Genomic DNA, 19,921 nt, shown 5'->3' with positions numbered 1-19,921 from the left:
ATGTCGACCCCGCGCTTTCACCGTCTGTCCGTCAGCGATCTGCGCCGCGAGGCGTCGGACGCCATCTCGATGACTTTTGCGATCCCCGACGATCTGCAAGGCGACTACCGCTTCACGCCGGGACAATATCTGACGCTGCGCACCACGATGGACGGCGAGGAAGTCCGCCGCTCCTATTCGATCTGCTCGGGTCCCGACGATGGCGAGCTGCGCATCGCGGTGAAGAAGGTCGACGGCGGCGCCTTCTCGAACTGGGCCGCCGATGAGATCAAGGCCGGCGACGAGCTCGACGTGATGACGCCGACCGGCCGTTTCGGCGTCGCGCATGCGCCGGGTGAAGCGCGGACCTATGTCGGCTTCGCTGCTGGCAGCGGCATCACGCCGATCCTCTCGATCATCAAGGGCGTGCTGGCGCGCGAGCCGGACAGCCGGTTCTTCCTGTTCTACGGCAATCGCTCGACCGAAGGCGTCATGTTCCGCGAGGCGCTGGAGGAGCTGAAGGACCGCTTCATGCAGCGGCTGTCGGTGTTCCACGTGATCTCGGGCGAGGAGCAGGACATTCCGATCCTGCACGGCCGGCTCGACGGCGAGAAGGTGCGGGTACTGCTGCGCTCGCTGGTGCCGGCTGCGACCGTCGATCACGTCTTCGTCTGCGGCCCGGCCGCGATGAGCGAGACCATCGAGGCGACCTGCCGCGAGATCGGCATCGCCGACGAGCGCATCCATGTCGAACGCTTCGTGTCGGAATTCGGCGGCAAGCCGCGTCCGAAAGTAGTCGTTCCCGCCGGCGCGCCGCCGAAGGCAATCGCCGGATTGATCATCGACGGCAAGCGCCGCGAGGTCCCGGTCGCCGACGGCGAGTCGATCCTCGACGCCGCGCTGCGCGCCGGCATGGATCTGCCGTTCGCCTGCAAGGGCGGCATGTGCTCGACCTGCCGAGCCAAGCTGGTCGAAGGCGAAGCGCCGATGGATCTGAACTATTCGCTGGAGCCGTGGGAGCTGAAGGCGGGGTTCATCCTCACCTGCCAGGCCAAGCCGTGCTCCGGCAAGGTCGTGGTCGACTACGACCACGTCTGATTGTTGATCGTCATTCCGGGGCGATGCGCAGCGTCGAACCGCAGATGCGCAATGGCGCATCGGGGAATCTCGAGATTTCGGGTCTGGTCCTTCGGACCATCCCGGAATGACGGAAGTAGTGTTGACGTCGCAGGCGCTGCACTGAAGATTTGAAATCAGAGAGGCCCGTTGCAACGGGCCCGCGCACAGGGAGTTCGATGTGAACGTGAAGGCCACGCTATCGCCCGAGGACATCGCCCGCGCCTGCGCGGATGCGATGTGGAAGGAAGACGACGCCAGCAAGGGCCTCGGCATGGAGCTCGTCGAGATCAGGCCGGGGCGGGCCGTGATGGCGATGACGGTGCAGCCGCACATGGTCAACGGCCAGCGCATCTGCCATGGCGGCTACATCTTCACGCTGGCGGATTCCGCCTTCGCCTTTGCCTGCAACAGCCGCAACGATCGCGCGGTGGCGGCGCAGGGCAACATCACCTTCATCCGGCCCGGCAAGCTCGGCGACCGTCTGGTGGCGAGCGCGCACGAGATCTCGCGCAGCGGCCGCTCTGGAATCTACGACGTGCGCGTCACTGCCGGCGACAGCGTGATCGCCGAATTCCGCGGGCATTCGCGGGTGATACAAGGCACGTGGCTGCCGGATACGGACATCAAGGCATCATGATTTCGGGAGACATGTGATGGTGACGGCAAAGCTCAAGGTCAGGGATGGCGGCTATCACGCCGAGCTCGACGCCGCCGAACGGGCCTCGCGCGACGAGATCATGGCGTTGCAGACCAGGCGGCTCGCATGGTCGCTCAAGCACGCCTATGACAATGTCGCGCATTACAAGAAGAGCTTCGACGCCGCCGGCGTTCACCCGTCCGACTTCAGGCAGCTCTCCGATCTCGGCAAATTCCCGCTCACCGTGAAGACCGATCTGCGCGACAATTACCCCTTCAACATGTTCGCGGTGCCGCGCGAACAGCTGGTGCGGGTTCATGCCTCGTCGGGCACGACCGGCAAGCCGATCGTGGTCGGCTACACCAGGGCCGACATCGACACCTGGGCGGATGTGATGGCGCGCTCGATCCGCGCCGCCGGCGGCCGCACCGGCATGCTGATGCACAATGCCTACGGCTACGGCCTGTTCACCGGCGGCCTCGGCGCGCATTACGGCGCCGAGCGACTCGGCTGCACGGTGATCCCGATCTCCGGCGGCATGACCGAGCGGCAAGTGCAGCTCATCAACGATTTCAGGCCCGACATCATCACGGTGACGCCGAGCTACATGCTGGCGATCCTCGACGAGTTCAAGCGGCAAGGGCTCGACCCGCGCAAATCGTCGCTGAAGTTCGGCATCTTCGGCGCCGAGCCCTGGACCAACGCGATGCGCGTCGAGATCGAGCACGCCTTCGACATGGACGCCACCGATATCTATGGTCTGTCGGAGGTGATCGGTCCCGGTGTCGCGCAGGAATGCGTGGAGACCAAGGACGGCCTGCACATCTGGGAGGATCACTTCTACCCCGAAGTGATCGATCCCGTGACCGGCAAGGTGCTTGCCGATGGCGAGAAGGGCGAACTGGTGTTCACCTCGCTGACCAAGGAAGGCTTTCCGATCATCCGCTACCGCACCCGTGACCTGACGCGGCTGTTGCCCGGCACGGCGCGGCCCGGCATGCGGCGGATGGAGAAGGTGACCGGCCGTTCCGACGACATGATCATCCTGCGCGGCGTCAACGTGTTCCCGACCCAGATCGAGGAAGCGCTGCTGGCGACCGACTGGTGCGGCGGCCATTTTGTGATTGAATTGACCCGCGAGGGCCGGATGGACGAGATGACGGTGCTAGCCGAAGCCCGTCCCGAAAGCTGGGACGGCGAAGGGCTGACCGCGCACGCCGAGAAGCTCTCCGCCTTCATCAAGAACACGATCGGCATCTCCACCCGCATCCGCGTCGTCGCCCCCGAGACGCTAGAACGGTCGCTCGGCAAGGCGAAACGTGTTTACGACAAGCGGCCGAAGGCCTAGCCTTGCGCCCACAGCAAGAGGGCGCAGGGTTCGATGGCAAATTCGACTGAAACGACCGCCGCTGAGATCGTGGCGGCGATCCGCGACGGGAAGGTGACGGCGGTCAGCGTCGTCGAGGCGGCGCTCGATCGCGCCGAGCGGCTCAAGGACCTCAACGCATTCATCGTGCTGAACCGCGACGGCGCACTTGCCGCCGCGCGCCAGGTCGATGCCGGGACGCGGACCGGCGTGCTGGCCGGGCTTCCGATCGTCGTCAAGGACAATATCAACACTGCCGATCTGCCGACATCGGGCGGCACGCCGGCACTGCAACACGCGCGGCCTGCACGCAATGCACCGTCGCTGCAGAAGCTGCTCGACGCGGGTGCCGTCGTCATCGGCAAGACCAATTTGCACGAGCTCGCCTTCGGCATCACCAGCACCAATCTCGCGCCGTTCGCGGGGCCCGTGAGGAATCCGTACGACACCAGCCGGATTCCGGGCGGGTCATCCGGCGGAACGTCGGCGGCGATCGCCGCGCGCATCGTCAGCTGTGGCCTCGGATCCGATACCGGCGGCTCGACCCGCGTGCCCGCGGCGCTGACTGGGACCGTTGGCCTCAGGCCTTCGGTCGGCAATGGCGGCGCCGAGCGGCGCTACCACGATGACAATGAGGTAGTTCCGATCAGCCATACCCGCGACACCGTCGGCCCGATGGGCCGCACGGTCGCCGACGTCGCGCTGCTCGATGCCGTGATATCAGGCACGCCGCTGGCCACTAGCATTCCGTTACGCGGCGTGCGTCTCGGCATTCCCGCCTGTTTCTGGGCCGGCCTCGATCGCGATGTCGAGGCCGTCGCCCGCGCAGCCTGCGCCCGGCTCACAGCGGCTGGCGTGGTGCTGGTCGATGTCGATATGCCTGATCTGTTCGAGCAGAACGGCAAGGTGTCCTTCGTCGTCGCACTGCATGAGCCGATCGCCGATATCCCGGCCTGGCTCGCCGCATCCGGGATCGAGGGAATCACGCTTGCCGATATCGCCGCCAAGGTCGCCAGCCCCGACGTCGTCGGCGCATTCGGCGCCATCACCACGGACGCCTTCGGCGCCGCCTATGACGATGCGATCAAGGTGCAGCGGCCGGCGCTGCAGGCGATCTATGCCGCGTATGTCAGGGACAACAAACTGGATGCCATCCTGTTTCCGACCACGATCGCGCCTGCACCGGTCATCGACGAAAAGAGCGGGTCCGGCGATATGTCGATCAATGGCGGCGAGCCGACGCCGACTTTCGGCTCCATGATCCGGAACACTGATCCCGGCAGCAACGCCGGCCTTCCCGGATTGTCGCTCTATGCCGGCATGACGCCGGGCGGCCTGCCAGTCGGGCTCGAGATCGATGGTCCGGTCGGGAGCGATGCCAGACTGCTCGGGCTTGGCTTGTCGATCGAGGCGATCCTGGGCACGGCGCCGCCGCCGAAGCTCTGAGTCCGCCGGCCGCAACAAGCCCCTTGAATTGATTGGTCAGTCGATTAGTCATGGCGTTGGAGCGTGGCCTCGCGTCACGCAACACGACCAAGACTGGATTCTCCATGCCGTCGGCTCTCCATCCCAATCCCAATCCTGATCAGGTCGAAGCGCGTTGCGTGCGCCTGTTGACCAAGGCGGAGAACGCGGCTGCGGTGGCGCCGGTGGTCGAGACGCACGCGCTGTCGCGCGGCCCCGACGATCTGCTGATCGAGGTGAAGGCCGCCGCGGTCAATCCGTCTGATGTCAAGGCCGCAACCGGGCTGATGCCCTATGCCGTGTTCCCGCGCACGTCCGGCCGCGACTACGCCGGTGTCGTGATCGATGGCCCCTCGGACCTGATCGGCCGCGAGGTGTTCGGTTCGTCCGGCGACCTCGGCATCCGCCGCGACGGCACCCATGCCACGCACCTGGTGGTCGAGCGTGCTGCGGTGGTGGAAAAACCCGCCGGCATCTCCTGGGACGAAGCCGCCGGGATCGGCGTGCCCTTTGTCACCGCGATGGAAGGCCTGCGCCGCGCCGGACTGCCGAAGACGGGTGAGACCGTGCTGGTGATGGGCGTCAACGGCAAGGTCGGCCAGGCTGTGGTGCAGATCGCAAGCTGGCACGGCGCGCACGTGATCGGCGTGGTGCGCAAGCGCGAGCCCTATGAGGGCCACAGCAATTCGCCGGTCGAGGTGATCGATGCCTCCACCACCGATGTCGCGGCGCGGGTGCGCGAGCTGACCGGCGGCAAGGGCGCGGACATCGTCTACAACACGGTCGGCGATCCCTATTTCCAGGCCGCGCACAAGTCGCTGGCGCTGCGCGGCCGGCAGATCCTGATCGCCGCGGTCGACCGCATCGTGCAGTTCAACATCCTCGAATTCTACCGCGGACAGCACACCTATGTCGGCATCGACACGCTCGCGCTGTCGTCGGTTGCGACCGGCGAGGTACTGCGCGAGCTCGCGCCGGGCTTTGCCGGCGGACATCTGAAGCCGTTTCCGATCAGGCAGAGCGCGATCTATCCGCTGGAACAGGCCAAGGCGGCGTTTGTTGCCGTGGCGGGATCGTCGCGCGACCGCGTGATCTTGCGACCGTAATTCACCGTCATTGCGAGGAGCGAAGCGACGAAGCAATCAATTCTCTCCCGTTGTGGTGATATGGATCGCTTCGCTCGCAATGACGAACTCTTGAGGACCCTTGCATGGACCCCGCCACGATCGTCGTCCTCGCCGCCCTCGTCATCGGCCTGATCTACGGCTCGGTCGGGCTTATCAGCGGCTTCTGCATGATGAGCGGCCTGCGCGGCTTGTGGGCGGAGGGCGACGGCCGCTTGGGGCGTACCTACGCGTTGGCGATGGGCGTTGCGATCGCGGCCTCGCAGCTGCTCGCGGCGGCGGGCCTCGTCGATCTCGGCAAGTCGATCTATCTGCAACCGTCATTTTCGGCGCCGGTGATGTTCCTCGGCGGGTTGCTGTTCGGTTACGGCATGGTGCTGTCGAACGGCTGCGGCTCACGCGCGCTGGTGCTGCTCGGGCGCGGCAATCTGCGTTCCCTGATGGTCGTGATCGTGCTCGGCATTTTCGCCGAGATGACGCTCAAGGGCCTGATTGCGCCGGCGCGGATCGCGATGGTTCAGGCCTCGCAGGCCACGGTCGCCGCCAATTCGGTGCCGTCACTGCTGACAAGCGCCGGCCTCGGCGCGGTGCCGGCGCGGATGATCGCGGCCTCGGTGCTCGCCGCCGTGCTGATCATCTTCGCCTTCGCCCATGCGCCGTTCCGGAAATCGCCCGGCCAGATCGCGGCCGGCCTGATCGTCGGCCTGCTGGTGGCGGCAGGCTGGTACGCGACCGGCTATCTCGGCGCCGACGATTTCAATCCGGTGCCGGTGACGTCGCTGACCTTCATCGCGCCGATCGCCGACGCACTGCAATACGTGATGCTGTCGACCGGCTCGACGCTCAATTTCGGCATCGTCACGGTGTACGGCGTGTTTGCCGGCAGCCTGATTACGGCGCTTGCCACCGGACGCTTCGAGCTCGAAGGCTATCGATCGCCGCAGCACATGCTGCGCTCGGCCGGCGGCGCCGCGCTGATGGGGGCGGGCGGCGTCATGGCCTTCGGCTGCTCGGTCGGGCAGGGGCTGACCGGGCTGTCGACGCTGTCGCTGTCGTCCTTTATCGCGATCGCCGGGATCATGCTCGGCACCGGCGCCGGCCTGCGCGGTGCGCTGCGGGTCAGGCCGCTAGCAGCTGCCTAGCCCGTCCTATTCGTGAGAGTGCGTTTTTTTAGTCCGATTGATGTGGCCGCACATCTGCTCTGACGAGGCGCGCGGGATTGCCTTCGGCTTTTCACCGCCTGACGACCGGTACTTTGCAACGCGCTTGAGGTGTAGGTTGGGCGAACGGGGGGCGGACGCCCCGCCGGTCAAGGACCGAGCGGCAGCAGCGCGCCTGGCAAGCCGCGGATCAGGTCGGCTTCGGGACAGGCCGCGGCAAACGCAAGGCGAATGCGGCTCGTGGTCTCGACGACACGGGCAGCGAGTTTCAAGAGACGAAGACGCAGCGTCGCGAACTCGGCTGTGGCCAATTCCCGGGCTTTGGGAATCGCGTCGCGCACGGTCAGCATCAGCCAATAAGCGGCGGTGTGGAGAACGAGGCGGACTTGATTGGCGAGCGCCGAACGGCAGCTGGTGCGATCGGAGGCGAGCTGTGTCTTATGCAGCTTGATCAGATTCTCGGCTTGGCCGCGCGCGCAATACAGGCTGTCGTAGATCCACTCGGCCGAGCCGACATCGAGGCTGGTGACGACGAAACGGATGTCGAGGCCGAGCATCGTCGCCTCAATACGGGCGACGGTACGCCGTTCGCGATCCCAGGACTTGGCCTTGTGGCGCGTCTCGGTATAGCCACGCAGAACCGGCAGGTTCTCGATGGCGCGTCGCGTGCGGATGTCGTCGGCGGCCTCGTCGAGTTTTCTGGCGAGCGGCTTGGTGCCGGACAGACCGAAGATGTAGTCGATGCCGTTGGTCTCGCACCACGCCATTGCCTCCGGCCGGGCATAGTGCCCGTCGCCACGGAACGTAATTCGCGTGTTGTGCCACCGCGTCCGGATATGCCGTATCAGGCGGCGCAGATGGGCACGCACCTCGACGCCGCCCGGCGTCTTGCCGGGCCGCAACACGACCGCCACGGGCCGGCTCTTCTCCGTGTCGTAGACGTGGATCGGCAGGAAGCAGCGTTCGTCATAATGAGCGTTGAACAGCGAGAGCTGCTGATGGCCGTGGACGACATCGCAGGTATCATCGATGTCGAGCGTGACGGATGCCGGCTCGCGCGGGTAGCTATCCATCCATGCGTCGACCAAAGTGTAGGTCAGTCGGATCACGTCGCGCAGGCGCGGAGCATTCTCCAGCCGCGACAGCGTCGGTTGGGAACACAGATCGCGACCCGTGTCCGGCAGCCGTCCGCAGGCCAGCTTGAATGCGGGATCGGACCGCAGATGATCGAGGTCGTCGGCGTCCTCGTAGCCGCAGCAGATCGCGAACATGCGCGCGCGGAACATATCGACAAGGCTGTGCACGACCCGCGTCGGATCGCGCCGATCCGGGAACACCCGGGCCAAATTGTCGGCCAAGCCGAGACGCCGCTCGGCCATCGCCAGAAGCATCACGCCCCCGTTCGAGGTCAGCCGACCGCCATCGAAGGCAGCTGTGACTTTCTTGGCGTGAACGGCTGGAAACGAGAAGGGCAGAATCGTATCATCGGTCATGGCGGGCCTGGCGTTCGCGGTTGAGGTGATGGGGTTGGCTTTGCAACCGAATCCTACGCCGCATCAGCGCTTTACACCACGCTCGCCAGCCTCTCAGGCGCACTCTGACGAATAAGACGGGCTAGCTAGGGCGTGTACTTCATAATCGTCGGCTTCCAGTCATAAAGCGGAAGTTGCCCAGTTCGGTAGTTATCGGCGGCTTATGACCCGAAGCGGTCATTTTGCTCCCCACCAATTCGACTTGCTTCTGCAATCGAAACAGGCCGCTTTGACTCTGCCGGTGAGCCATCGATAGAATGCATTTTATGAGCGACAGTCAGCCTCTTCTTGATTTCAATCCAGACTTTTGCCGCAAGATTGCCAAGAGGGGAGCAATCATCAGCTTTGCGTGGTTGGGGATCGCTATTTGCATTCTCGCCCTCGTCCATCCTGGTAGCCAATGTCCAGCTTGGACCATTTACGACAAGAACGGTGAGGCTACGTCGTTGTGGGTGATTGTGGGCTTCTTTATGGGCCTTCCCACAATCTTGCTTTGCTTCATTGTTATGCGATGGAAGGGCTTCACCCGAATGATCAACGATAGCGGCGCGGACAGTTATAGGCGCTTTCTAGCGTCGAAGGGGTCGGATTACCAAAACAAACCTGCCGCCTATACTTTTCCTATGAACTCGGTGTTCGTGATGGCCATCGGGATGTGGAGCCTGTTTTGCTCAATACCTCTCTGGGCGATGATCCTGCCTTGCTTTTAGAGACGGTGACCCAAAGCCTGCCCCGATGTCTTCAAGTGGCCCTATTCGGACCTGCCGCACTGGCTATCGAAAGTCCGGTGTCGGGGGTGAAGCGGACTTCACGGTTGTGCGTTCCGACTTCCGAGTGTGACTCAAAGCGGTAGTCTGCATGGCGTGGGGCTCGATCATCGAAAGGCGATATAGGTGATGATCAAGCCTATGATGAGGAGGGCCGTCAGAGTGCCCGGTGCGCGCTCAACAGCTACGCTCATGAAAACATAAAAAATGATGATGCCACCGAAGATCACGAACCCGTAGAAGAGAACTAAGAAAGCCCCCGCGCCCATAGGTGGCCCCGGCATGGCGCGCCTCCGCTAATTGAATGCCGTTCGACGTAGCCCGGACGACGGCTAGAGCATTTTCCGACCGGAATGAATCGGGTGGGGATTCCCAAAACGGCGCGAGTCAGATTCAAGCTGCATGCTGGCGAGGGAGGCCAGCATGTATGGCCAGGGCGCTTTCGGTTGATCTTCGTCAAAGGGTGATAGCCGCGATTGACGGTGGCATGTCCTGTCGACAGGCTGCTGAGCGCTTTGGTGTCAGCGCGGCCAGTGCGATCCGCTGGCGCGGTCGCCTCAAGGAAGTTGGCGACATCGTTCCTAAACGCCAGGGCGGTGACCGCAAATCGCAGCGCATCGAAGCGCATTCGCAATTGATTCTGGAGGCAGTGACAGCGAAGCCGGATATCACGCTCGCCGAGTTGCGAGAACTGTTGAAACGTCGTGGAATATCGACTGGCATCGCGTCGCTCTGGCGTTTTTTCCAGCGCAGAAAGATCACACTTAAAAAAAGACAGCGCACGCCGCCGAGCAACGGCGCGGCGATATAAATGCCGCGCGTGAGGAGTGGTTCGAAGGGCAAATCGATCTTGACCCTGAGCGTCTCGTCTTCATCGACGAAACCAGCGCCAACACCAAAATGGCGCGGCTTTACGGCCGCTCGCCACGCGGCGAGCGATGTCGTGCAGCTATCCCACACGGACATTGGAAGACGACGACATTCACCGCTGGATTGCGCTCCGACGGTCTGATCGCGCCGCTTGTTCTGGACGGTCCAATGGATGGCGACGCTTTCCTGGCCTACGTCGAGCAATTGCTCGCCCCATCGCTGCGGCCGGGCGATACCGTTATCATGGACAACTTGCCCGCTCACAAGGTCCATGGCGTTCGAGAGGCCATCCGGGCGGTCGGAGCAAGCCTGCTCTATCTTCCGCCCTACAGTCCAGACTTCAACCCGATCGAAATGGCCTTCTCTAAACTGAAAGCCCTGTTGCGGGCCGCCGCAGCGCGCACCATGCCCGATCTCTGGCAAGCAATCGCCAACGCTCTCAAGCGCTTCTCACCCGAGGAATGCCAAAATTATCTCGTCGCGGCTGGTTACGACGCAACGTGATCGGAAAATGCTCTAGTTCCGTGCAAGCCGAACAAATGTCCGGGCCGCTCCATTCGGTAATGGCACGCATAGATTGTCAAAATTGACGGACCGTCGGTTGCTTTTTGCGCATCGGATTCAGTCATGGTTAAGGTCGCCTACGGCCCCTTCGGACCTCATCGCGCGGCCTGCGGATGACTGCTCACCGGGGACTAGCGGACTTCGGTCGAATGGCCGCCGACTTCCGAGTGTGGCCCGAAGCCGACATTTGATCTTCTCGTCGCGGTAGCTACGATCACCTTCAGTGATTAGTCCTCGACGAAAAGGCGAGACAGTATGACGGAAAGCGAAAAGACGTTGTTGGCTGCTCTAGCCAATATGGTCGATCAATACCTCGACAGCTATAAGGGCTCCGTTGACCCGCAGGCAATGTCTGCCGCAGAACATGCGGTACAGGCTTTGGCGGATTTTGGCTTGATGAAGGTGCTCAGCTCGCGGGAAGCCCAATGGACTGATGCGGGCAGCAAGCTCCTCGAAGAAGCTCGTAGCGCAATACTCGAGGACATAAGGTCTCCGACCAAGAGGACAGATCGCATCATCGCCCTGAAACCGAGAGACGTGCACCCGGCTGATGAGACGCCAGACGTTGAACGAACTTCAATGTCGCCTTTTGGCCCTTTTCGGACGTGCCGCACTGGCTGTCGAAAGTCCGGTGTCGGGTGAAGGGGACCTCACGGTTGCGCGGTCCGACTTCCGAGTTTGACCCAAGGCAGACATGCAGGCACTGTCTAATTCTATCGGTCCGCGCGGCTGACATGCGCCCAACACGATAGAACCATCATGAAACGACACCTTCTCTTCTGCTTGTTGTTAACGTTGGCTCGGGTCGGGCCAGCTAACGCCTGTAGGGACTACACCCACACACTTCTAAATCGACTGCCTGCCGCCGCACTCACAGAGCCTGTGGTCGCAGTTATCGAGGTGATCGAACTACTGCCCCCACCTTGGCCGAAAAATGATAGGTGGGACTATACGTCACTTTTCAGAGTACGGGTCGCTAAAGCAATACAAGGTGTTTCAGAAGGGCAGGTATTTGTTGTCGATACGGGCGGCTGGATGTGTGGGGATCGTTCGTCTTCGAAATACCCACAGTTTCCAGGAAAGCGGCATTTCTACATCGCGGGTCAATTTAAGAACAACAGTGAGGGCGATGTCAGATTTGTTGGCGATTGGATACGAGACGATGTCAATGGCTACGTAAAGGTCAGGACCATCGGGCGCTAACATGCATGGCTGATTTCCGCTTCTGGCCCAGGCCGTGTGAAAATCGTGTAACTTGCGGCGCACTGGTGCATTTCGCGGCCGCCGAGCTTCTAATTCGGTGGAAGCGAGCCCAGTGGCAACCAGGAATTTCATGTAGGCGCGGACTTGGTCGCGCGGAGGTCGGCCTCACGCCCGCATCGCCTCCAGCAATCCGCCTACGCCCAGGATCATCATCACGCGTTTCATGTTGTAGGCGAGCACGTTGAGCGCCATCTCGGCGGCCACCTTTGGCAGCTTTTTCGTGAGAAAGTGCGTTGCTCCCATCCAACACTTCAACGTGCCGAACGGATGCTCCACTGTCCGGCGGCGGACACCCATTGCATTGGCGCTGTGGTCGAGCCGATCCTGAACTTTCTCCAGAACGGCCTCGTGCTCCCAGCGTGAGATGCGGCGCTCGGGGCCTGTCGTGCACTGAGCTTTTAGCGCGCAGGTTTTGCAGGTGCTTGTCCAATAGCGACGCAGTGTCTTTCCATCCTCTACGTTCGTATAGTGATAAGTTAGTTGCTCGCCGGCGGGACAGCGATAAACATCTTCGGCGGCGACATAGACGAAGTCCTGTTTGCCGAAGCGGCCAGCAGCTTTGGCGCCCGAAGTCATCGGCTTCGGCAACGTCACCGTTATGTCGGCTTCCTCGCAGGCCCTGATCTCCTCTCCATCGTAATAGCCGCGGTCTGCCACGACTTCGAGGGTTTCGACAGCCATCTCGTCGCGTGCCTGCCCGGCCATTTTGGCGAGTTGGTGGCGATCGGTGCCCACGTTGGTCACCTCGTGAGCCACGATGAGATGATGTTGCGTATCAACTGCAATCTGCACGTTATAGCCAACAATCCCGGTGTCCTTGCCACTGGTCGCCATCGAGCGCGCGTCAGGATCGGTCAGCGAGATCTGCTTGTCCTCTTTCTTCATCATCTCCGCATTGATCGCATTGAGCCGACCGGTCTCCTCCTTGAGCTTCTCGATCTTGCCCTTCAACCTCGCAACTTTCGCCTCTGGCACTGTATCGCCATGCCGATCGGCGGTCTCGAGCTGCGAGAGATAGCGGGCGATGCTCTCGTCGATCCGCTCGAGGCGCCGCTTCATCTTCGCCTCGGTGAAGTTCTTGTCTCGCGCATTGACAGCCTTGAACTTCGATCCATCGATGGCGACGCTCGCTCCAACAAGCAGATCAAGCTTGCGGCACAGCGCGACGAACTCGCGGCAGACCTCACGAATGGCCTTGCCATTGTCCTTGCGGAAATCCGCGATAGTCTTGAAGTCCGGCGCCAACTGCCCGGTCAGCCAGATCATCTCGATATTGCGCTGGCATTCCCGCTCCAGGCGTCGGCTCGACGGCACGCGATTGAGGTAGCCGTAGATGTAGAGCTTGAGCATCATGCCGGGATGGTAGCCGGGTCGCCCCATGTCGAGTGGCTGGACGCCAACGAAGCCGAGCTTATCCAGATCGAGCCCCTCGACGAACACATCAACCGCACGCACCGGATTGTCCTCGGCCACGTAGTCGTCGAGCAGTGCGGGAAACAACGTGCTCTGCCCGCGATCAACCCCCTCCACGAATCCCGCCATCGCCCGTCCCCACCGATTCATTGGAGAATAATAGCAGAGACGGAGTTTTCACACGGCCTGGGCCCTTTTCGGAAGTGCCGCACTGGCTATCGAAAGTCCGGTGTCGGGGGTGAAGCGGACTTCACGGTTGTGCGTTCCGACTTCCGAGTGTGACCCGTTGCAGAAGTCGCAATCGCTTCATCATCGTTCAGCACGCCGATCTATCGGGGTTGACTGAGCTGGCTCCGGTTGTCTGAACAGATTTTCCGCGTCGATAAGTGGAGCCTCTGCCATGGTTAGGCTGCCAAGCGGAGTGGCAGCGGGTTGAAGTAGGCTTGATCGGGGGTGACGCCGTCAAGGCTCGAATGCGGGCGCCGACCGTTGTAGAAGTCGAGGTATCGGCCGATCGACGCGAGGGCCTCGCTGACGCTGTCATAGGCCCGCAGATACACCTCCTCGTATTTGACGCTGCGCCATAGCCGTTCGACAAACACGTTGTCCCGCCAGGCTCCCTTGCCGTCCATGCTGATCGCAATGCCGTTGTCGGCGAGCACGCCGTTAAAAGCCTGTCCGGTGAACTGCGAGCCCTGATCCGTATTGAAGACGTCCGGCTTGCCGTGACGAGCCAGGGCATCCTGAAGCGTCGCGACACAGAACGCCGCCTCCATGGTGATCGATACGCGCCACGACAGCACGCGGCGGCTGAACCAGTCGAGCACAACCGCCAGATAGACGAAGCCTCGCGCCATCGGGATGTAGGTGATGTCCATCGCCCACACCTGGTTCGGCCGCGTGATCTCCATCCCGCGCAGCAGGTACGGGTAGATCTTGTGGCCCGGCTCGGGCTTTGTCGTGCGTGGACGGCGATAGAGCGCTTCTATCCCCATCCGCCGCATCAACGTCTTCACATGCCGACGGCCGATCTTGCACCCATCGGCAGCCAGCAGCCCTCGCAACATGCGAGAGCCGGCAAAAGGGAACTCCAGATGCAGCCGGTCGAGGCGCTGCATGATCGCAAGGTCGGCGTCCGGCACCGGCCGCGGCAGGTAGTACACGCTGCCGCGGCTGATGTTCAAAGCCTCCGCCTGCCTGGTGATCGACAGCTCGTGCTCACGGTCGATCATCGCTTTGCGCTCAGCAATCCCGCCTTGGTGAGCGCTCCTTCTAAAAAACTATGCGCGGCGATGCGCTCCCCCTGTGGGATAGAAACGGACCGGCGCTAGATTGCCGACCGGGAGGGAGCGGCCGATACGATTTTGGTGGCACGTGACCCCGTTAAAAAACCTGGTCCATGGGTTGTCGCGCACTTGAGAGTGGTGACGCCATCCGGCGATCCCGTTTAGGAATCTGACGTATAGCGCAGCCCAGCCCTTCCGCCGCCGTCAGCAGGAGGATTAGAGATGAACCCCAAAAGATCGAAGTCGAGGAACGGAGGTAAGATGCAGATGGTGCACCCGGACGCGGCTGCCATCGACGTCGGAGCGACTATGCACATGGCTGCCGTGAGGGCAGATCGCGCACCGGAGCCAGTCCGCAGCTTCGGTACCTTCACGGCTGATCTGCATCGGCTAGTCGACTGGTTTACTGAATGCGGCGTCGAGACTGTCGTCATGGAATCGACCAGCGTCTACTGGATTCCGATCTTCGAGCTTCTCGATGCCCGGGGATTTAACGTGTTTCTTGTCAACGCGCGCGATGCCAAGCACGTGCCGGGGCGCAAGACCGATGTCAGCGATGCGCAATGGCTGCAGCGGCTCCATTCATTCGGGTTGCTGCGGGCCAGCTTTCGGCCCAAAGGGCAGATTGCCGAGCTGCGAGCCTACGTGCGTCAGCGCGAGCGTCTGCTGGAGTACGCGGCCTCACACATCCAGCATATGCAGAAGGCCTTGACGGAGATGAATCTTCAGCTGCACCACGTCGTCACCGACATCACCGGCGTGACCGGCCTGCGTATCATACGGGCGATCCTTGCCGGCGAGCGCGATCCTGAGGCGCTGGCGTGCTTGCGCCATTATAGTTGCCGCTCCAGCGCCGAGACGATCGCGAAGGCGCTCACCGGAAGCTACCGCGCCGAGCATCTGTTTGCGCTCGAGCAGGCACTTGCGCTTTACGACGCCTACCACGAGAAGGCATCTGCCTGCGACGCCCGAATTGAAGCCGTGTTGAAGGAACTGAGCTTCCATCGGGGGCATGGCCACGGATCAGCGCCGCGGGTCTCGCGGCGTCGGAATCGAACCGATCAGGCGAACGCTCCAGCTTTCGATGTCCGCGAGGCGCTGTTCGCGTTGCTCGGAAAGGACCTCACCGCGATCGACGGCCTCGGTCCTTACCTCTCGCTGAAGCTGATCGCTGAATGCGGCGACGACCTCTCCTCGTGGCCAAGTGCAAAGCATTTTACCTCCTGGCTGGGACTGGCGCCGAGCAACAAGGTCTCCGGCGGCAAAATGCTCTCGTCCCGAACGCGCCGATCCGGCGGCCGAGCGGCGGCACTTCTGCGCCTTGCTGCCGTGACCGTGGGTCGTACAGACACTGCGCTCGGCGCCTTTTATAGACGGCTCTCAGCGCGCATCGGCAAGGCCAAGGCCGTGACCGCCACGGCCCGGAAGATCGCAGTTCTGTTCTACAATGCTGTGCGATACGGAATGGACTATGTCGATCCCGGGGCCTCGTCCTACGAGACGCGTTACCGGACGCGAGTGGTCAACAATTTGCATCGGCGTGCCAAGGCATTCGGCTTTGTTCTCCATCCCTTGGAGCCGAAAGTAGATGCTGCCGTTTCTTAGGAATCGTTCTCCAGCGTCAGTTCGCCGATCTTGGCGTGCAGCGACTTCACGTCGATGGCTGCTTGCTCCGCTCCGGAGCCGCCGCCGGGACCGAACGCATCGGCGGCCTTGCTTTCAAGCTGAGCCTTCCACGCCGTGATCTGATTGGGGTGGACGTCGAACTGCTCGGCAAGCTGAGCCAGCGTTCGATCGCCCTTCACGGCGGCGAGCGCCACCTTCGCCTTGAAGGCCGGTGTGTGGTTCCGGCGTGTTCTTCTGCTCATTGTCGCTCCTGATTCGCAGGCACAGCGTGCCCGCTGTCAGGCAGAAACTCCACTTATCGCCCTGTGCAGAATTCCGGGGCCGGCTCTGACAGAGCGGCTTGCTACAACCTATCGCTAAGCATCAATACTCGCGCAGGGCTGACAGCCATATGACTTACCTTATCGATGCAGCCGTTATCTTCTTCTATACGATAGCTGCTTGCGCGATGTGTGGTGCGACGATAGTTCAGGCGAAGTTCTTAAAGGCGGCCGGGTTGCCGCTTCCAAACCTTATCAGAAGACCGTGGATGGGAATGGCGGTTATGGCTGATCACCGCAGGGTCTTTGCTGCCTCCGGTCAGATCAAGAGGTTCGTGATCTATGGACTGTTGTTGTTCACGGCTTTTGCCGCGTTGGTGATTGGACGATCTATTCAGTTAGATCATTCGCCCTTTTGAAGCGCGTCATGTCGCGCAACCCTTACACTAAGTCCACTCAATGACTGCCTCTGGCCCATTGAAAGCGGACATTCGGTGAGCGTCATGCGGAGACCACGCGCTGAGGGTTGATCTGGTCGGCTAGGAAGATCTCGCGGAATGGTTTGTCGCGAGGTCACAATGTCAAAGGATAGTCGTAAGGATAGCGATAAGGATAGGCATATGCCTATCCTCGAACACGGCGCCGACACGCTGCAGCGTGTCGAGATCATCACCGGGACGGGCCGACGTCGGCGCTGGTCGACCGATGCGAAGGCGGCGATTGTTGCGGAGAGTTTTGCGCCGGGTGCAAGCGTGTCCGCAGTGGCGCGGCGACACGACATCAGTCCAAGCCTGTTGTTTCTCTGGCGTCGCCAGGCTACGCGGGCGCAGGTCGCGGAGCGCGGGGACAGAGGCATGCCACCTGGCTTTGTGCCGGTCGCGATCACCGGCTGTGGGCGCCCGAGTGAGGAGCAGGCGGCGATCGAGATCGAGGTCGGCGCGATTCGCATCCGTGTCAGGGGGACAGTCGACCGGGAGGCACTGTGCGAGGTGCTGGCGGCGGTCGGGACGGTTGGTCGATGATCGGGCTTCGAGCTGGGTTGTCGATCTGGATTGCGACGCAGCCGGTCGATTTCCGCCGCGGCATGGACTCGCTGGCGATGCTGGTGAGCGAGGCCTTTGGAGCCGATCCGTTCGACGGCGGACTTTATGTCTTCCGCTCCAAGCGCCGAGATCGCGTGAAGATCCTGACTTGGGATGGAAGCGGCCTTGTCCTTTACTACAAAAGAATCGAGGGGCAGTTCACCTGGCCGCCGATCAAGGAAGGCGTCATGTCGCTATCTCATGCTCAGCTCTCGGTGCTGCTCGATGGCTCGGACTAGAAGCGTGTGCCGATGCGAGTTGTGGATCAGCCGATGCGAGCTGGTTGATCATTATCAAGAGTCGTTCGTCACTCATGCGGAGTTGTTGTAGAATCGCTCTGCATGAGTGATTTGCCTTCCGATCCAGCATTGCTCCGACAAGCCGTGATGACGCTATCGTCACGGCTTGCGGCGTTGTCGGAGGAATGCAGCACGCTGGCGACCGAGCGTGATGCAGCGATCGCCCAACGCGACGCTGCGATCCAGGAGAACGACAAGCTCCTGATGATCCTGTCCCAGTACAAGCGCACGATCTTCGGTCCGCGCTCCGAGACACTGGATATCGGACAGCTGTCTCTCTTCACCATCAGGGCACAGGCGGTTCGTGCCGCCGCCAACGACGACGTGACCGGAGGCAGGCTGCCTGACGGAGCGGAGGGCCGTGGAAAGCGACCGGCGCGACGCAACCGGGGGAAGCTTCCGGAGCATTTGCCGCGCATCGATGTCGTGATCGATATCGAGAGCCACATCTGCCCTTGCTGCGGCGAGCAGCTGCACAAGATCGGGGAGACCGTCAAGGAAGCCTTCGACGTCATTCCGATGCAGTACCGGGTCAAGCGCATCATGCGTCCACGGTACGGCTGCCGGGGATGCCGCCAGGGTGTTCTGCAGGCACCCGCGCCGGCCCAGGCGATCGACGGTGGAATGGTGACGGAAGCCTTGCTGGCCCACGTCGCGGTGATGAAATACGGCTACCAGCTGCCGCTGTATCGCCAGGAACAGATGTTTGCCGCCCAAGGCATCACGCTCGACCGGCAAACGCTGGCCTCGTGGATGGGCCGCGTCGCCTGGTGGCTGAAGCCGCTTCACGCGCTGTTGCGCCGCGCAGTGATGTCCTACCCGCGGCTGTTTGCCGACGAGACGCCGCTGCCAGTTCTCGATCCCGGCCGTGGCAGAACCAAAGTCTGCCAGTTCTGGGCGATCGCCACCGACGACCGCCCGTGGGGCGGCCCGGCGCCGCCGGCAGTAGTCTACGTGTTCGCCGAGGATCGCAAGGCAATCCGCGCCAGGCAGCTGTTTGGAGACTACGACGGCATCCTGCAGGTCGACGGCTACGCCGGGTACAAGGGGCTGATTAAAAACGGCGGCCGTCTGGTACAACTGGCGTTCTGCTTCGCGCATGCGCGGCGGAAGTTCTGGGACGTCCACATCGCGACGAAATCGCCGATTGCCGCGGAAGCGCTGCAGCGGATCGCGATGTTCTACGCCATTGAGGATCGCATTCGCGGTTTGCCGGCGACGCAGCGAGCTGCGGTGCGACAATCCGACACCAGACCGCTGATCGAGGACTTCAAGCCCTGGCTCGAGGCGCGACTGCTGGAAGTCTCGAAGAAATCCGGCCTTGGCAAGGCGATCCGCTACACCCTCAACCATTGGGATGGCCTGACGCGATTCATCGATGATGGGCGCATCGAGATCGACAGCAATACGGTCGAACGCAGCATCAAGCCGATCGGGCTGGGAAAGAAAAACTATCTGTTCGCAGGCAGTGAGGGCGGCGCCGAAACCTGGGCCACTCTCGCATCACTCATCAACTCCGCAAAGCTTCACGACATCGACCCACGGCACTATTTTACTGATGTTCTCGAGCGCATCGTCTCCGGACGTACCAAGATCAATCAGCTGAACACGCTGCTGCCGTGGAATTGGAAAGCCGAGCGCGATGGTTCGGAGCCAAAGCTCGCCGCTTGATCAGTTCGACGGCACGGCGTCGGGAACTTCCTGCGCATCGCTGGCGTCGTCGTAGATCTCTTCGCGGATCACGCGCAGCGTTACCTCGTGCAGATACACTTGCAGCGCACCCTCCAGCTCGGTGAACTCGGGCAGCAGGACTCGATCAACGAAGCCCCGTGACGCACGGACCATCACCGTGTTACGTCGCTGTCGGCGATAACGAAACGGCCGCAGCCCATATCGGCGGCAAAGCGCCAGAAACAGGTGCCGAGACCACTGGTCGGGAAGTGAGAATTGCTGTTCGATCGGTGGATCGTGGCGAGCAAGTTCCTCGACCCGGGCCCGCACCCGCTGCAGCGCGGCTTCCGCTGCAAGGCGCTCACCAGCAGTTCCGGCCCCCACGAACAACGCCTCGATCTTCCGAAGCTTCTCGCGCAGCTGCGACTCGCTGGTCATT

The 19,921-nt window shown here is 62.2% G+C and carries 19 protein-coding genes and 2 pseudogenes; 14 read left to right on the top strand and 7 right to left on the bottom strand.

Going from position 1 to position 19,921, the window contains the following annotated elements; genetic code table 11:
- From paaE to HAP54_RS44845, 6 genes are all read left to right on the top strand, one after another.
- On the top strand, positions 1–1,077 hold the full coding sequence (paaE, locus tag HAP54_RS44870) for a 1,2-phenylacetyl-CoA epoxidase subunit PaaE (protein ID WP_166297811.1): 1,077 nt from the start codon (positions 1–3) through the stop codon (positions 1,075–1,077).
- Positions 1,078–1,276: 199 nt separating this feature from the next.
- Complete coding sequence (gene paaI / locus HAP54_RS44865; RefSeq protein ID WP_166297810.1) at positions 1,277–1,735, top strand: hydroxyphenylacetyl-CoA thioesterase PaaI; 459 nt, start codon at positions 1,277–1,279, stop codon at positions 1,733–1,735.
- A gap of 16 nt (positions 1,736–1,751) precedes the next feature.
- The gene (paaK, locus tag HAP54_RS44860; RefSeq protein WP_166297809.1) at positions 1,752–3,083 is read left to right on the top strand and encodes a phenylacetate--CoA ligase PaaK; all 1,332 of its coding nucleotides are present in this window, start codon (positions 1,752–1,754) and stop codon (positions 3,081–3,083) included.
- Positions 3,084–3,116: 33 nt separating this feature from the next.
- Positions 3,117–4,547, top strand: coding sequence for an indoleacetamide hydrolase (gene iaaH / locus HAP54_RS44855; RefSeq protein ID WP_166297808.1), 1,431 nt, complete (start codon positions 3,117–3,119; stop codon positions 4,545–4,547).
- A gap of 104 nt (positions 4,548–4,651) precedes the next feature.
- Positions 4,652–5,671, top strand: a complete 1,020-nt coding sequence (locus tag HAP54_RS44850; RefSeq protein ID WP_166297807.1) for a quinone oxidoreductase family protein — start codon at positions 4,652–4,654, stop codon at positions 5,669–5,671.
- Between the two features lie 104 nt (positions 5,672–5,775).
- Positions 5,776–6,831 (top strand): YeeE/YedE family protein, encoded by a 1,056-nt coding sequence (locus tag HAP54_RS44845; protein ID WP_166297806.1) that lies wholly within the window; start codon positions 5,776–5,778, stop codon positions 6,829–6,831.
- Between the two features lie 167 nt (positions 6,832–6,998).
- Here HAP54_RS44845 and HAP54_RS44840 read toward each other — a convergent pair whose 3' ends face one another.
- Positions 6,999–8,342, bottom strand: a complete 1,344-nt coding sequence (locus HAP54_RS44840) for an IS1380-like element ISBdi2 family transposase (RefSeq protein ID WP_166204320.1) — start codon at positions 8,340–8,342, stop codon at positions 6,999–7,001.
- A 305-nt stretch (positions 8,343–8,647) separates the two neighbouring features.
- On the opposite strand from HAP54_RS44840, the gene HAP54_RS44835 reads away from it, so the two are divergent.
- Complete coding sequence (locus HAP54_RS44835; protein ID WP_166297805.1) at positions 8,648–9,091, top strand: hypothetical protein; 444 nt, start codon at positions 8,648–8,650, stop codon at positions 9,089–9,091.
- A gap of 164 nt (positions 9,092–9,255) precedes the next feature.
- On the opposite strand, the gene HAP54_RS44830 is transcribed toward HAP54_RS44835, so the two are convergent.
- Complete coding sequence (locus HAP54_RS44830) at positions 9,256–9,432, bottom strand: hypothetical protein (protein WP_166297804.1); 177 nt, start codon at positions 9,430–9,432, stop codon at positions 9,256–9,258.
- Positions 9,433–9,575: 143 nt separating this feature from the next.
- On the opposite strand from HAP54_RS44830, the gene HAP54_RS44825 reads away from it, so the two are divergent.
- A protein-coding gene (locus tag HAP54_RS44825; protein WP_166293531.1) for an IS630 family transposase occupies positions 9,576–10,522 on the top strand; the annotation gives its coding sequence in 2 pieces (ribosomal slippage) (positions 9,576–9,915 and positions 9,915–10,522; 948 coding nt in all).
- 315 nt (positions 10,523–10,837) lie between these two features.
- Entirely contained in the window at positions 10,838–11,224 is a 387-nt protein-coding gene (locus HAP54_RS44820; protein ID WP_166297803.1) for a hypothetical protein, read from the top strand.
- A gap of 354 nt (positions 11,225–11,578) precedes the next feature.
- Here HAP54_RS44820 and HAP54_RS44815 read toward each other — a convergent pair whose 3' ends face one another.
- From HAP54_RS44815 to HAP54_RS44805, 3 genes and pseudogenes are all read right to left on the bottom strand, one after another.
- Entirely contained in the window at positions 11,579–11,917 is a 339-nt protein-coding gene (locus HAP54_RS44815) for a hypothetical protein (RefSeq protein ID WP_166297802.1), read from the bottom strand.
- Between the two features lie 33 nt (positions 11,918–11,950).
- Positions 11,951–13,387 carry an IS1182 family transposase gene (locus HAP54_RS44810; RefSeq protein WP_166294431.1) on the bottom strand — a complete coding sequence of 479 codons (1,437 nt, stop codon included), beginning with the start codon at positions 13,385–13,387 and terminating at the stop codon, positions 11,951–11,953.
- A gap of 275 nt (positions 13,388–13,662) precedes the next feature.
- A pseudogene (locus HAP54_RS44805) lies at positions 13,663–14,538 on the bottom strand (IS3 family transposase); the annotation flags it as partial.
- Positions 14,539–14,766: 228 nt separating this feature from the next.
- Between HAP54_RS44805 and HAP54_RS44800 the strand changes: the two are divergent.
- On the top strand, positions 14,767–16,149 hold the full coding sequence (locus HAP54_RS44800; RefSeq protein ID WP_166298319.1) for an IS110 family transposase: 1,383 nt from the start codon (positions 14,767–14,769) through the stop codon (positions 16,147–16,149).
- 2 nt (positions 16,150–16,151) lie between these two features.
- Here the strand turns inward: HAP54_RS44800 and HAP54_RS44795 are convergent.
- Positions 16,152–16,412 (bottom strand): annotated as a pseudogene (locus HAP54_RS44795) (transposase); the annotation flags it as partial.
- 149 nt (positions 16,413–16,561) lie between these two features.
- Between HAP54_RS44795 and HAP54_RS44790 the strand changes: the two are divergent.
- The 4 genes from HAP54_RS44790 (at position 16,562) to tnpC (ending at position 19,482) form a co-directional block, all read left to right on the top strand.
- A complete protein-coding gene (locus HAP54_RS44790; protein WP_166297801.1) occupies positions 16,562–16,849 on the top strand; it encodes a hypothetical protein in 288 nt (95 codons plus the stop codon).
- 201 nt (positions 16,850–17,050) lie between these two features.
- Positions 17,051–17,452, top strand: a complete 402-nt coding sequence (gene tnpA / locus HAP54_RS44785) for an IS66-like element accessory protein TnpA (protein WP_166202958.1) — start codon at positions 17,051–17,053, stop codon at positions 17,450–17,452.
- Positions 17,449–17,751, top strand: a complete 303-nt coding sequence (gene tnpB, locus HAP54_RS44780) for an IS66 family insertion sequence element accessory protein TnpB (protein WP_166297800.1) — start codon at positions 17,449–17,451, stop codon at positions 17,749–17,751. Before tnpA ends, tnpB begins: the two co-directional genes overlap by 4 nt.
- Before the next feature lie 147 nt (positions 17,752–17,898).
- Positions 17,899–19,482 carry an IS66 family transposase gene (tnpC, locus tag HAP54_RS44775; protein ID WP_166215215.1) on the top strand — a complete coding sequence of 528 codons (1,584 nt, stop codon included), beginning with the start codon at positions 17,899–17,901 and terminating at the stop codon, positions 19,480–19,482.
- Here the strand turns inward: tnpC and HAP54_RS44770 are convergent, their stop codons facing one another.
- Positions 19,483–19,920 (bottom strand): hypothetical protein, encoded by a 438-nt coding sequence (locus tag HAP54_RS44770; RefSeq protein WP_166202962.1) that lies wholly within the window; start codon positions 19,918–19,920, stop codon positions 19,483–19,485.
- Position 19,921: the final 1 nt, after the last annotated feature.

The organism is Bradyrhizobium sp. 2S1, from assembly GCF_011516625.5.
Classification (GTDB): Bacteria; Pseudomonadota; Alphaproteobacteria; order Rhizobiales; family Xanthobacteraceae; genus Bradyrhizobium; species Bradyrhizobium septentrionale.
Note: the sequence above shows the minus strand (reverse complement) of the source record. Positions and strands in the feature narration are given on the sequence as shown.

Coding starts and splice junctions, on each gene's coding strand:
- HAP54_RS44850 (WP_166297807.1), top strand. CDS start 4,652: ATGCCGTCGGCTCTCCATCCCAATCCCAATCCTGATCAGGTCGAAGCG.
- HAP54_RS44815 (WP_166297802.1), bottom strand. CDS start 11,917: ATGAAATTCCTGGTTGCCACTGGGCTCGCTTCCACCGAATTAGAAGCT.
- tnpA (WP_166202958.1), top strand. CDS start 17,051: ATGCCTATCCTCGAACACGGCGCCGACACGCTGCAGCGTGTCGAGATC.
- iaaH (WP_166297808.1), top strand. CDS start 3,117: ATGGCAAATTCGACTGAAACGACCGCCGCTGAGATCGTGGCGGCGATC.
- HAP54_RS44770 (WP_166202962.1), bottom strand. CDS start 19,920: ATGACCAGCGAGTCGCAGCTGCGCGAGAAGCTTCGGAAGATCGAGGCG.
- paaK (WP_166297809.1), top strand. CDS start 1,752: ATGGTGACGGCAAAGCTCAAGGTCAGGGATGGCGGCTATCACGCCGAG.
- HAP54_RS44790 (WP_166297801.1), top strand. CDS start 16,562: ATGACTTACCTTATCGATGCAGCCGTTATCTTCTTCTATACGATAGCT.
- HAP54_RS44840 (WP_166204320.1), bottom strand. CDS start 8,342: ATGACCGATGATACGATTCTGCCCTTCTCGTTTCCAGCCGTTCACGCC.
- tnpC (WP_166215215.1), top strand. CDS start 17,899: ATGACGCTATCGTCACGGCTTGCGGCGTTGTCGGAGGAATGCAGCACG.
- HAP54_RS44830 (WP_166297804.1), bottom strand. CDS start 9,432: ATGCCGGGGCCACCTATGGGCGCGGGGGCTTTCTTAGTTCTCTTCTAC.
- HAP54_RS44845 (WP_166297806.1), top strand. CDS start 5,776: ATGGACCCCGCCACGATCGTCGTCCTCGCCGCCCTCGTCATCGGCCTG.
- tnpB (WP_166297800.1), top strand. CDS start 17,449: ATGATCGGGCTTCGAGCTGGGTTGTCGATCTGGATTGCGACGCAGCCG.
- paaE (WP_166297811.1), top strand. CDS start 1: ATGTCGACCCCGCGCTTTCACCGTCTGTCCGTCAGCGATCTGCGCCGC.
- HAP54_RS44810 (WP_166294431.1), bottom strand. CDS start 13,387: ATGGCGGGATTCGTGGAGGGGGTTGATCGCGGGCAGAGCACGTTGTTT.
- HAP54_RS44800 (WP_166298319.1), top strand. CDS start 14,767: ATGAACCCCAAAAGATCGAAGTCGAGGAACGGAGGTAAGATGCAGATG.
- HAP54_RS44835 (WP_166297805.1), top strand. CDS start 8,648: ATGAGCGACAGTCAGCCTCTTCTTGATTTCAATCCAGACTTTTGCCGC.
- HAP54_RS44820 (WP_166297803.1), top strand. CDS start 10,838: ATGACGGAAAGCGAAAAGACGTTGTTGGCTGCTCTAGCCAATATGGTC.